Annotated in this window: 9 protein-coding genes and 2 rRNA genes; 1 reads left to right on the top strand and 10 read right to left on the bottom strand. The window is 41.8% G+C overall.

Annotated features, from left to right (window positions below; translation table 11 throughout):
• Positions 1-49: 49 nt before the first annotated feature.
• From arcC to allC, 6 genes are all read right to left on the bottom strand, one after another.
• Complete coding sequence (gene arcC / locus ACFQRG_RS08240) at positions 50-1,039, bottom strand: carbamate kinase (RefSeq protein ID WP_380965403.1); 990 nt, start codon at positions 1,037-1,039, stop codon at positions 50-52.
• Complete coding sequence (locus ACFQRG_RS08235; RefSeq protein ID WP_380965402.1) at positions 1,036-1,941, bottom strand: oxamate carbamoyltransferase subunit AllH family protein; 906 nt, start codon at positions 1,939-1,941, stop codon at positions 1,036-1,038. Before ACFQRG_RS08235 ends, arcC begins: the two co-directional genes overlap by 4 nt.
• A gap of 2 nt (positions 1,942-1,943) precedes the next feature.
• Positions 1,944-3,209, bottom strand: a complete 1,266-nt coding sequence (locus tag ACFQRG_RS08230) for a YlbE family protein (RefSeq protein ID WP_380965401.1) — start codon at positions 3,207-3,209, stop codon at positions 1,944-1,946.
• A 28-nt stretch (positions 3,210-3,237) separates the two neighbouring features.
• Entirely contained in the window at positions 3,238-4,968 is a 1,731-nt protein-coding gene (gene fdrA, locus ACFQRG_RS08225; RefSeq protein WP_380965399.1) for an acyl-CoA synthetase FdrA, read from the bottom strand.
• 127 nt (positions 4,969-5,095) lie between these two features.
• Entirely contained in the window at positions 5,096-6,331 is a 1,236-nt protein-coding gene (locus tag ACFQRG_RS08220) for a pyridoxal-phosphate-dependent aminotransferase family protein (protein ID WP_380965398.1), read from the bottom strand.
• Complete coding sequence (gene allC, locus ACFQRG_RS08215; protein ID WP_380965397.1) at positions 6,332-7,588, bottom strand: allantoate deiminase; 1,257 nt, start codon at positions 7,586-7,588, stop codon at positions 6,332-6,334.
• A 406-nt stretch (positions 7,589-7,994) separates the two neighbouring features.
• Here allC and ACFQRG_RS08210 point away from each other — a divergent pair, with 406 nt between their 5' ends.
• Entirely contained in the window at positions 7,995-9,629 is a 1,635-nt protein-coding gene (locus tag ACFQRG_RS08210) for a PucR family transcriptional regulator (protein WP_380965396.1), read from the top strand.
• A gap of 218 nt (positions 9,630-9,847) precedes the next feature.
• Here the strand turns inward: ACFQRG_RS08210 and aceB are convergent, their stop codons facing one another.
• The 4 genes from aceB to ACFQRG_RS08190 all read right to left on the bottom strand — a co-directional run.
• A complete protein-coding gene (gene aceB / locus ACFQRG_RS08205) occupies positions 9,848-11,404 on the bottom strand; it encodes a malate synthase A (RefSeq protein ID WP_380965517.1) in 1,557 nt (518 codons plus the stop codon).
• A 73-nt stretch (positions 11,405-11,477) separates the two neighbouring features.
• Entirely contained in the window at positions 11,478-12,317 is an 840-nt protein-coding gene (locus ACFQRG_RS08200; RefSeq protein WP_380965395.1) for a sugar phosphate isomerase/epimerase family protein, read from the bottom strand.
• Positions 12,318-12,544: 227 nt separating this feature from the next.
• Positions 12,545-12,660 (bottom strand): 5S ribosomal RNA (gene rrf, locus ACFQRG_RS08195).
• Between the two features lie 86 nt (positions 12,661-12,746).
• A 23S ribosomal RNA gene (locus ACFQRG_RS08190) occupies positions 12,747-12,872 on the bottom strand; the annotation flags it as partial.

Raw genomic sequence — 12,872 nt, 5'->3', positions numbered from 1 at the left:
TGATGTGTCTTGAAAAAACAGCCTATAGAGGATTTTATATAGGATCGTTTTAAGCGTGAAGCCTAATACCTCCAGTATGTTGCTTGCCGCCGGTCATGTTTTCTGAAATAATCGTTCCGCTCTCACCGCGCAGCGCTTTATCCACTTTCTCTAATGAACAGATAATGGAGGTGGAACTGGCGCGCTTAGCAAAGTTCAATGCAGATTCCACTTTCGGGCCCATGCTGCCTTTAGAAAAGTGTCCGGCATTCATGTAGCTTTCAAGCTCTTTAACAGTCAATTTTTCCAAAGACTTTTGATCCGGTTTGCCGAAGTTGATAAAGACATTGTCAACGTCGGTTAAGATCATAAAAATATCTGCGTTAACTTCCTCAGCCAATTTATAGCCGCTCCGGTCTTTGTCAATAACAGCTTCGATGCCTTCATAAGTGCCGTCTTCTTTCCTGATGACAGGTATTCCGCCCCCGCCGCAGCAAACGACAATATGACCCGCTTCAGTAAGATCTTTGATAGCCTGCGCCTCGAGAATTTTAATCGGTTTTGGCGATGGTACCACCCTGCGCCAGCCGCGGTTTGCGTCTTCTTTCATATTCCAGTTTCTTTCGTCGGCAAGCGCTTTTGCTTCCTCCTCAGAATAGAAGGCGCCGATCGGTTTAGAAGGATCTTTAAAATCCTCGTCATCTTTTGAAACTTGTACTCTTGTTAATAGATTAACGACAGATGTTTCATGACCCAGCCGTTTGAGTTCATTTAACAGTGATTGGACCATCATATAACCAATAAAACCTTGTGACTCGCCATTTAAAACATCCATTGGCATCGGCGGTACAACTTCCTCGGCCTCTTCATTTTGGCGAAGGATATTGCCGACTTGCGGCCCATTGCCGTGAGTAATGACAAGTTTGTACCCTTCTGTCACCAGCTTAGCAAGAAACTTACAGCTCGTTTTAACATTATTTAATTGATTTTCATATGTGCCTTCTTGCTTTGATTGCAGAATCGCATTTCCGCCTAAGGCGACGACAACTGTTTTACTCATTTGTTACCCCCTATGATACATTGACATCCTATTAAAATCCCAATCATCGTATCCGTACTTGAGGTATGCCCCACTTTCTTTAATTCTCTGACTGATTGATAGATGTCATCTTGATCATCTCTTAAAAGAGACTGGCAGACATTTGTCACATGTGAAGCAAATTTTTGCTGTACGGCATACCACAAATATTCAAAACTGATTTGTGTTGTTCTCTCTAACCCGTACAATTTTAAATAATCATATAATGTATTCTTGAACGCTTCAGGACATCTCCCTGAAGCGGTTAACATAGCCAGTGCACCGACAAGCAAATCATCTCCGCTTGGTGTCAGTCCCTTTCCCCTGCCCAGCCAAAACGTTATAAGCGTTTCGCCCTTAACATCTGAATATCCGGATAAAAAAGCCTTTAAATCATTTAAAGTTTTCAGGACAGGACTGGCCGCCATCCATGGGGAAAAGGAAAAAACAGCTTCAACTAACGCGTCAGTATCCTCTTCGAAACCCGCTTCCCATTCTTCCTCCAGCATTATGGCAACAGCTGTGCTTATGTTTCTTTTTAAAATGGCTTTATCAAAAACACAAGCTGGAAGAAAAGGATCAAATTTTTTAGATTCATAAAGTGAAACGGATTCACCCGTTCCTGGAAAAATAAGCTGCATTTGATCTCTTTGCCAATGAACTTCATTCGTTACTCTAATCGTTTCAAGCAATGACATGAGATCATATTTGCTCAGCCCGATGCCATAGGGCACTCGTCCATTAGAGGCGCTGCCGATATGAACCAAACGATTGTTAAACCGGACATTAAAACTATGATCGAAAACGCTGTGCACCGTTCCGTCAGGATGTTCGCTTAATACACAAGAGACGTCTCGGCTTGAAAAAAGGGCTTTTTTATTCATTTTTACTCTGCGGTGACACCGTATTTTTCAGCAAGGGCCTCCAATGCTTTTTCAAAACAAGCAAGAGGGACACGAACCGTACCAGCGCCAATTTGGCCAATACCTGCTGTTTTATGGGCAATACCGGTATTAATCACTGGTGTAATACCTGTTTCAACAACTTTTCGAATATCAATTCCGAGGCAAGCGCCTTGGAAATCCCAGGTCGGTATTGAAAGGTTCGGGTTATTATCAATGCAGATTTCCCGCATTTCGTCACTGATACTAAGCGCATCGCCAAATCCGCCTGTGCCGACAAAACGCGTGACACCTGGGGCCGCAATCATTGCCATACCGCCGACGCCGTATGTTTCCGTAATCGCGCTGTCGCCCATGTCAGGGTTAGCCTCATTTGCGCTGTAGCCGCTGAAGTATAGGCCGTCCGGTGTATTAACAGGCGCTGTAAACCATTGGTCGCCCAAGCCGCTGACTTTAATGCCAAACTCATATCCGTTTCTAGAAAGGGCTGTAACAATGCTTCCTTCCTCAATGGTTCTCGCGGAATCCATTGTCACTTTAGCGGTGGCCATCATAATGTTTAAGAAAAATTGATCCGTGTCAGCCAAAAACTTCGTTACTTCCTGCAATTGTTGCTCCGGGAGATTTGCCGTAAGCAGATAAGGCACGATATCCTTTAAAAAAAGCGCTGATGCTGCAATGTTCCGTTGATGAAATTCATCGCCCATTGTGATTGCTTTGGCAACGATAACATTAATATTAAGCCCGCCGTCAATTTGCTTAAGCGCTTTCGAGAGAGCCGGCCCCAAAACATCTCTCATCCATTTGAGACGATGAATGACTTCCTCTCCGTATGCGCCAAATCGCAGAACCTTTCCAATACCTTCATTCAGATTGCAATAGGCGCGTTTCCCATCAACTTTGTTTTCGACAATAAGAACGGGCATGCTGGCTGAGGTGATACCGCCCATAGGACCGACAGCATTGACCGAGTGGCAAGGCATAAATTTTACTTCTCCGCTTTCAAGCATTCTTTTTGCCTCATCCTCGCCGGCTGCCCAACCTTCAAACAGCGCCGCACCGATACATGAACCTTGCATTGGATCGGTCATATTTTCCCATTTTAAAGGCGGTCCCGCATGTAATAAAACTTTTCCGTCGAGCTCAGGTATCACATCTTTTGCCGGAACAACATCCAACAAAAAGGGCTGTGCTTCAATAACCTTTTGTACCACTGCTTTATTTGCTTCATCTATGGATTGGTAATTCATAAAATACGCCTCCTTATTCCCTCTTGCGTTATTTTAACTTCTCAAGAATTCTAGCTAATCGTTTATTACCGCCGGCAATTGGCGCCCATTGATATTGAACGACCTGCCCGCCGTTTTCCTGAATTGTTTCAGCGAAGCCTTTTAAGCCGACATTAATGACACGCGGTTTACCTGAAATAAGTTCCTTAACAGCATCAGATTCAGACGTTGCAGCGATTTCAGTGTATGCTTTTGCTGTACTGTCGGAAGCATTCAGATATTTTATAATATCAACCGCAAGACGTGTCGCTTGAGCGTTGCTTTTAGCAACAATCGCACCTGCTTCTTCAAGCGTTTTAACCTGGTTCTCATAGACTTGAGGGTCGCCTTGTGTACCTGTAACAGAAGCGATGAAGATGAGTGCTTTATTATTGGCTTCAGCTCGTTCTTTAGCTTCCTTTATAACCGGTGCAAAAACCCCCGCCATATCTTCGTGACCGCCGTAGCCGACAACATTATCAAGCAGAATGACAGCTGTTTCCGGGTTGGCCGCGGCTTCTTTAACAATATCGACACGCAATGACGGATCTATCATCGGGTGAGCGCGTCCTTGTGTATAAGCATCATCGCCTAAATCGATAATTTCGGTGCCTTCATGTTTTAACATGATGCCTTCCGGATGATCGGCAGCCGGATCAATATGAAAGGCTTCTTCAACAATCATCGCTGCTTCTAGAGCCAGCGTCCCTCCGCAGTAATACCCTTTAATATAACGCTGCTCAGGGTTGAATTTTATTTTCTTGACATCATCATGATGAATGATCCGATTAAGGCCGCTGTTTTCGGCTAATTCAAGGGCTTTTAAAGCTGTATCTTCGAGTGTCCAGGCATAATGGACGTTATCATGATCTTCATGCGGCTTTTCTCCCATAAAAACCGCAACCACCGGCTTCCCCAGATTTTTAAATACTCCGACAACTTTATCGCGAACTTCAGGCGCTGGCGGCTTAGAAACAAACGCTATGACATCTGTTTCGGGGTCTGAGGCAAGCGCCTCCAAACCGCGAATGGCCGTTATCGCTCCAACATCAGCTGACAGGTCGCGGCCGCCGGTGCCGATTGCATGCGAGATACCCCCGCCCCGTCTTGAAATGATCGATGTAATTTCTTGAATACCTGTCCCCGAAGCGCCGACAATCCCAATATTGCCTTTCTCAATCACGTTGGCAAAGGCAATTGGTACTTCATGAAGAATGCCTGTACCGCAGTCAGGACCCATGACGATAAGCCCCTTCGCCTGGGCTTTTAGTTTTAATTGCACTTCGTCTTCCAGACTGACGTTGTCGCTGAACAAAAAGACATTAAGATCGCGGTCAAGCGCTTTGTTCGTTTCAGAAGCCGCATGTTCTCCGGCAATTGAAATAACCGCTAAATTAGCATTCGGCATTTTGTTTTGAGACATTTCCCACGTACGGGTGACCGGGATGGCACTTTGTTGTGATTGCGTCGATTGGTTATTGATGAACTCGTCAACACCTTTCACAACATTTTCGACAACACTTTCGTCGCCGGTATCAACAACAATGCAAAGATCATTAGGACTGGCATCTTCTAATTCGCTGGTATAAAGCCCTGAATTTTTAAAAATATCCTTATTGGCAGGCGTGCCCATCATAACTGATACTTGATTGACACCCTCTGCTTGTGACAAGTGATTCGTTAATAGCATCAGGTTAACGGAGTCCTGGTACATGTTTTTTTTGACCACTGTATAAAGCACATTTTTTCACTCCCAAATCTATTTTTAGGCGTCCTTAAATTCTTTTAATACTTTGTTTTTCGGCAACACTGCTAAGTTATTTCAAACCCTGCCGGAAAGAAAGTCTTGCCGGCAGAGTACTTTGTCACTAGATTAAGACTGGTTCACTGCTATTTTCATAGACTCTTAATGCTGTTTGTAAAGCTTCTCCCCGGTTAACCTTAGCGCCGTATTTAATTAATGCTGCCTCCAGCGCCCCAAGAACTTTAAGGATATTTTCTTTGCGGCAGCTGTAACCCATTGAACCAATTCTCAAAATTTGCCCTTTTAGCGGTCCAAAAGTCGTCGCGATTTCAACACCGAAATCGTTGATTAAAGTGCCGCGTATCGCCTCATCCTTAATGCCCTCAGGAACTTTGATACACGTAACGTTGGTCATCTTATGCGCTTTATCACCGTATAACTCAACGCCCATTGCTTCTAAACCGTCAACGAGGGCCTTTTCGTGTAATTGATGCCGCTTAAGACGTGCTTCCAGCCCTTCCTCTTTGATGATCCGCAGACCTTCACGAAGCCCATAAAGCATTGTTGTTGCTTCAGTATGATGATTGAGATGATCCGGTCCCCAATAATCTTGAATTTGACTTAAATCAAGGTAGTTGCTCTGAATTCTTCTGCTGTTATTTGAAGATCCTCCAGAAAGACCCCGTTCAACTTTTTTCCGCGCCAACAAAATTTTTTCAATCCGGTCATTGTAGGTTAGCGGCGCCATACCCGATGGAACGCCTATACTTTTTTGCGTTCCGGCAATGACGGCATCCAGCCACCACTCATCGGTTCTGACGTCCACACCCGCCAGTGTCGCTACGGCATCAACGGCAATCAGCACATCATTTTCGCGGCAAAAGCGGCCTATTTCTTCAAGAGGCTGCAAACGGCCTGTGGATGTTTCGCCATGGACAATAACAACCAGCTTTGGATTAACCTTTTTGATTTCGTTAATGACTTCTTCCGGTTCAAAAATCTGCCCCCACTCTTTTTCCACTGTGCAGACTTCGGCACCGCAGCGGCTTGCGATTTCCTGAAGCAAGTAGCCAAAACGGCCAAAGATGGGAATAAGCACTTTATCACCCGGTTCAATGACACTGCATAATACAGCTTCCAAACCGGCCCTGGATGTACCGTCAACTGGAAAGGCCCATTTATTCTCCGTTTGAAAAACATATTTTAGTAAATCCATTGTTTCATTCATAAGTTCTAAGAATCTGGGATCGAATTGTCCAAGAATCGGTGTCGTCATTGCTCTTAGAACACGCGGGTCTACTTCAACCGGTCCAGGTGTCATAATTGTTCTCAAAGGTGCATTCAAATCAGTATAACCCACTTATATCCCCTCCTTGGAATAACCTAATTTGTATAATGCGCCAATCAGTGCCTTAACTCCCTCAGCCAGATCCCGAGGTTCTGTATATTCATCCGGATTATGACTTATACCGTTATGGCTTGGTACGAAAATCATCGCTGTCGGTACCACTTGAGCAAAATTTTGCGCATCGTGGCCTGCACCGCTGTGCATTAATTTGTAATTCAATTTGTTTTCAATACACTGTTCTTTAATGATATTAACGACCTTTTGATCCATCGGTACAGGATCGGCGTCCATCCACATGTCAATATCAATGCCGACACCAAGAGAACTTGCAATATCCCGCATTTTTGCGGTCATTTCTTCGGAAAATTTCGTTAGGACCGACCTTCTCGTGTGTCTAATATCCACTGTAAAAACAGCCTTTCCCGGGACAACATTAACTGTATTGGGTTCAAGAATCATCTTGCCGACAGTTGCCACTAATGGATCGCCGTATGATAACGCCAAATCATTCATTTCATGTATCATCCGGCATGCTGCATTCATGGCATCTTTACGGTAGCCCATTGGCGTTGTACCGGCATGATTCGCTTGACCGTTTATTTCAATGGTAAAACGCTTTTGACCGGCGATATGCTGGACTATGCCAATTGGAATTCCTTCTGTTTCCAAGACATTGCCCTGTTCAACATGCAGCTCAATAAAGGCTTTTAAATCATCACGAATTTTCCCCGGGTTTTTCTTATAATCACACCCGGCCTGGTGCATGGCTTCTTCAAAAAGAATGCCGTCAAAATCTCTCAGGTCTTTGACATCATCCTTTTCCACTTTTCCGACAATATTATTTGAACCCCAGAAAGTATAAGGAAATCGGCTGCCTTCCTCTTCAGCCATTGAAACGACCTCAATATTGCGGAGGGGCTGACCATACTTTGCTTTCAAATATTTAATGGCAATAAAACCGGCGACGATACCATATTGTCCATCGTACAAACCGCCGTTCTTAACTGTATCGACATGAGAACCGGTAAGAATTGTTTCATCTTTAAAAGTCGATCCTTCAAGTCTTCCGAATAAATTCCCGACTTCGTCCTTCTGAACGATTAATCCCTCGTCCTTAAACAATTGTGCAAGTGATTCTTGGGCATCGACCCATTCCTGACTATATAAAAGCCTTGATACTCCGCCATCGGGATCACTGCCGAATCCGCCAAGCCATTTAAGTGTTTTTACAGTTTCTTCTTCCAAGTTGGTGTAAACTTCAGTATTCATTCAGCTGCTCCTCTCACTTCTTATTAGATGTTTAATAGCGAAATTTATAGTAAATTGTTTGAAATTCAGCTTTTATGTTCAGCTTTTCAGACGGCATGCACTTCCCCTTATACCATCTGCGATATTATGGACCTTATATCACCGAAAAAGTTCTCAGTCATCCGGCATCATTTACTTCTTGTATATATAATAGAGATTCTCATCTCTTAAAATGTAAGGTTAATTACTGATCAAAGGGTTTCCCTTATTTACACTTTTCTGTACAATTGATTATTAACTATAAGTCTAATTGTTCATGATCTTAAAGTCATTGTTTAATATAGATAAAATTAATTTTGCCTTTTATGCATGATAGACATAAAATAAGGATAGAAAAGCAGAAAAGGATGATTTGAGGAGTTTTTACATGAAAACCGTTAATGATTTGTTTATATTAGACACGTTGAAGGCTTGTAAAATCCTTGCCGGCCATCAGGGTTTAGATAGAACAGTTACATTTGTTAATATTTCTGACACACCGGATGTTAACCTTTTTTTAGAAAAGCATCATTTGCTTTTAACGACTGGTTACGGATTTAAAGATAACAGCAAACGATTTTGCCAATTAATTGAAGAAATGAACAATAAATCGTGTGCAGGCATTATTATCAAACTGAAGCGTTTCCATAATGAATTGCCTGAGGACGTCAAATTGCTTGCGGATGATTTATCCTTGCCGATCATTGAATTACCGTTGGATTTTACCTTAGGTGAGGTTTCTCAGCAAATATTAAATTACTTAAATAATGATAAAGCCGAAGAGCTGTTTTACGCGATTCATGTTCATCAAAAATTCTCAGAAATGATGATGAAGGAATATAGTGTCAGTTCACTCGTAGAACAGCTTGGTTATTTTTTGGACAGGCCGTCTATGCTGTTGAATCATCGCGGCGAGCCTTTAGCTCTCTCTCAAGACTTCAGAAGGGATTCAATGAAGGAACTTAAGGAAATGATTTTAAATAAAGTCGGTGATCATTTAGAAGAAGCACGCAGCGGTACCTCATTTGAACCCTTTATTGTAAAAAATCAGCCCGAACGATCGATTACAACTTTTCCTGTAGTTACCAAACACCAAACTGCCAGCATTTTGGTCATTGTTGATGCTGCTAAACTGCCTTATCCGGCCTCAAAATTGGCTATTGAGCAAGCTTCAAATGTTATTTCTTTTACATTAATTAAAGAACAGGCGATCCAGGAAAATGCCAAACAATTTAAAAATAACTTTTTTGCTGATTTGATTGATGGAAGAATAACTTCAGAAGAGGAGATTTCGAGTGTCGGAGGTTATTACGGGCTGGAAAAAGACAGGCATTATTTTTGCGTTGCCTGCCAATTAGATGCAGAAAATGATATAAACGGCTATGCCATACAAGAAGATGAAAGAAGCAAGCTTCATAATGCTGTTTATGATTTTCTTGAAGATGAACTTGCTCAAACTGAGATAAATGGCATTTTATTTACAAAGGAAAAATATTATGTCATGCTTCTTCAATTTCCAAAAAATCATTCAGAAGCAAAAAACAGAATATCAGCCTTCTTAAAACGTGTGCAGGAAAACTCATTGGACAATCCGCTGTCATTTGGTGTCAGCAGCCATGTCCAATCGGTTAATAATATACCGACAGCCTACACCGAAGCTATTGATACCATTAAACATGGCTATGAGATAAATAAAGGTCTGTTTATTCAACATTATAAAATAAAAGAAATGAAAGAGCTCTTGCTGATGATCCCTAATAAACATTTAAAGGAGTTTTGCGAAAATACGCTTCGTGAGCTTGCCTTTCCAAAATCAAAAGAGGATTTTGAACTATTAAAGACGCTGGAAATTTTTCTTAATGTTCAGGGAGAAATATCTGAGACAGCAAGAAAAATGTTTATTCACCGTAATACGGTTAAATACCGGATTAATAAATGTGAATCAATGATGGACTGTTCGCTCCAGGATCCTGAAGATACTTTACGCATCCGGGTAGCCCTTTTGATTATGTCGCTTTTATGAATGGTGTTAGTTTTAAAGAAAACTTGGCTGGTGACAAGCCTTAAGGCGCAGACAATTGCACTTATACTATCAACCTTATCTTGGCGGCTACGCCGGATCTGCATCCATGTTTCCAAGATATACTTTCTGATAGTACATAGAAAAGGAGCCCTATTTTACGGGGCTCCTTAAATATTTACTTTCTTGCACTTTACCAAGGATTTATTTCCTGTCAATGATTAATCAAGATAATCATAACCGGGCGTTGTAAGGAATTCAGCAAATTCGTCATCCTTCGTTAATCTAGTGAACAACTCACTCGCCTCTTTAAACTTACCGCTGTTAAACGTATCCTCTCCGAGCGCATCTTTAATTTTTTGTAATTCTTCATCCCGAATTTGTTCATACAAATTAAAAGTGATCTTTCTTCCATCATTAAGTACACCTTTTGGATGACGAATCCATTGCCATATTTGGGCACGGGATATCTCGGCAGTCGCCGCATCCTCCATCAGATGGTTGATCGGAGCGGCGCCATTTCCGCGGAACCAAGAAGCAATATATTGAATACCTACGCTGACGTTTGTACGGATACCTTCCTCTGTGATCGTTCCCTCCGGTTTTTGAAGAAGGTCTTTCGCGGTGACACGGACATCTTCACGTTTTTTACCAATCTGGTTAGGCTGCGGCATGATTTTATTAAATACTTCCATAACAACAGGGACAAGGCCCGGATGTGCAACCCATGAACCATCGTGGCCATTCTTGGCTTCCCGTGTTTTATCTTCAATCACTTTGTTAAACGCTTCTTCATTGAGCTCCGGGTTATTTTTAACTGGAATTTGTGCTGCCATACCGCCCATCGCCGGCGCATTGCGGCGATGACACGTTTTAACCGTCAATAACGCATAAGCATTCATAAAAGGGACAGTCATTGTTACTTGCCCGCGGTCAGGCAAAATCAAGTCAGGCACATTGCGAAGACGTTTAAGATAGTTGAAAATATAATCCCATCGTCCGCAATTTAAACCAGCGGAATGTTCCCGTAACTCGTACAAAATTTCATCCATCTCAAACGCAGCCGGCAGCGTTTCAATGAGAACCGTTACTTTAATTGTACCTTGAGGAATGCCTAATTCATCTTGTGCAAATACAAATACATCATTCAACAATCTTGCTTCAAGATGGCTTTCCATTTTTGGAAAGTAAAAGTATGGTCCCGATCCCTTATTAATCAGTGTTTTTGCATTGTGAAAGAAATACAATCCAAAGTCAAGCAACGATCCTGATACCGGCTCACCATCAATAAGAATATGCTTTTCTTCCATATGCCATCCGCGCGGGCGGGGAATTAATGTTGCCGTTTTATCATTTAACTGATATTTTTTGCCGCTTTTAGAATCAGTAAATGAAATATTTTTATTAATAGCATCACGTAAGTTAACTTGCCCGCCAATGATATTATCCCAAGTCGGCGATGTCGCATCCTCAAAATCTGCCATAAACAACTTCGCCCCTGAGTTCAAGGCATTAATAACCATTTTTCTATCCACCGGTCCTGTGATTTCAACACGACGGTCTTGTAAATCTTCAGGAAGCGGCGCTATTGTCCAAGAACCGTTACGAATGTCTTCCGTTTCAGGCAGAAAATCAGGAAGCTTGCCATTATCAATTTCTTTTTGGCGCAATTGTCTTCTTTGTAAAAGTTCTTTGCGCCTGTCATTGAAATTCCTATGAAGTTTTTTTATAAAATTAAGAGCCTCTGGCGTTAAAATTTCTGCATATTCAGACGTCATATGAGCTTTTATTTCTATATCGTTCGATGATTCAAATTTTTCTGCGGACACTTTTAAAAATCTCCTTTCCTGGTTATCTGTAAATTTCGTTTTCTGTTAATTCAAAAACCGCTGTTAAACTTGCTGATGTGTTTTTGGCTAAGTGCTCCAAATAACCTTGGCATGCATACGGATATTGAGGAGTTGCTATGATATGGCCTGTATAAGGAATATCGTTAATGGCCTTTATCAAAACCGGCCAATTCGTATCTCCTTCAAGAATAGGAACAAAATCGCCTGCCTTTATCCGGTAATCCTTTAAATGCATTGCGACAATACGGTCTCCCAACAAAGAAATAAATTGTTCAGAATATCCCGTTACCAAAGCATTGCCATTATCAAAATATGCCTTAAGGGAAGGATGGCCAATTTCATCAATAAACCGGGTAAACTCAAAAGCACTTGGCAAAAACTTATTGCAAACATTTTCAATAGCTATTATAACATTATACGACGATGCTTTTTGAGCCAAACGGCTTAAGGATTCCTGAGCCAAGCTGTATGACTTCTCATAACTTGTCTCCGGAGTGACTGTACCGGGAACAAGCTGTATGACTTCAGTTCCCATCTCAGCCGCCACTTCAATCATATGTAAGGCTATCTCTTCCCCCTGTTCACGAAGCTTGCTGTCTTCCGAGGAGAGCGCATAATGATTAAGCAATCCTGTTGTAAGAGAATAGACTTTCAAACCAAATTCTTCAGCCATCTGAGCCACCTGTCTTGCTTCAGACGGTATGGTATTAAGCGTAAGATCCCCTTCTGATTCCCGAATATTGAGCTCAACACCATTAAATCCTGCATTCTTTGCTTCAGAAAGGAACTTTTGAGTACCCCATTCCGGGATAAAAACAGCATCACTAAGTCCTTTTTTCATTATTATACAACACCTCCAAACAGTCATAACACCAAAAGCATATCATCAATTAATTCAAAATTCAACAAATTTTTGATTAAGTTGAACAATTATTTGTGCAATATCACTAAAGTCTTTTTTGTTTAAACTTTATATTGGCTGTTTAAATATTATTTAAAGGGTGTATTTAATATTTTTAAACACAAAAAAAAAAGACAGGCATCAATACCTGTCTCTTTAAAAAATGTGCCTGGCAACGTCCTACTCTCACAGGGGGAAGCCCCCAATTACCATCGGCGCTGAAGAGCTTAACGACCGTGTTCGGGATGGGAACGGGTGTGACCTCTTCGCCATTGCTACCAGACTATTGGTTTGTTATTAACGACAAACCTTTATTTAGTTGAAGATTGAACCTTCAAAACCAGTAGCGAATATAAGACATGTTGTAATTTGGTTAAGTCCTCGACCGATTAGTATCTGTCAGCTTCACGTGTTACCACGCTTCCACCTCAGACCTATCAACCTCATCATCTATAAGGGGTCTTACTGATTTAACATCATGGGAAATCTCATCTT

The sequence above is a fragment of the Scopulibacillus cellulosilyticus genome (genome assembly GCF_042665295.1).
Classification (GTDB): Bacteria; Bacillota; Bacilli; order Bacillales; family Sporolactobacillaceae; genus Scopulibacillus_A; species Scopulibacillus_A cellulosilyticus.
The sequence above is the reverse complement of the archived record's forward strand: the minus strand, read 5'-3'. Positions and strand labels throughout refer to the sequence as shown.

Coding starts and splice junctions, on each gene's coding strand:
- arcC (WP_380965403.1), bottom strand. CDS start 1,039: ATGAGTAAAACAGTTGTCGTCGCCTTAGGCGGAAATGCGATTCTGCAA.
- ACFQRG_RS08235 (WP_380965402.1), bottom strand. CDS start 1,941: ATGAATAAAAAAGCCCTTTTTTCAAGCCGAGACGTCTCTTGTGTATTA.
- ACFQRG_RS08230 (WP_380965401.1), bottom strand. CDS start 3,209: ATGAATTACCAATCCATAGATGAAGCAAATAAAGCAGTGGTACAAAAG.
- allC (WP_380965397.1), bottom strand. CDS start 7,588: ATGAATACTGAAGTTTACACCAACTTGGAAGAAGAAACTGTAAAAACA.
- ACFQRG_RS08210 (WP_380965396.1), top strand. CDS start 7,995: ATGAAAACCGTTAATGATTTGTTTATATTAGACACGTTGAAGGCTTGT.
- aceB (WP_380965517.1), bottom strand. CDS start 11,404: ATGACGTCTGAATATGCAGAAATTTTAACGCCAGAGGCTCTTAATTTT.
- ACFQRG_RS08200 (WP_380965395.1), bottom strand. CDS start 12,317: ATGAAAAAAGGACTTAGTGATGCTGTTTTTATCCCGGAATGGGGTACT.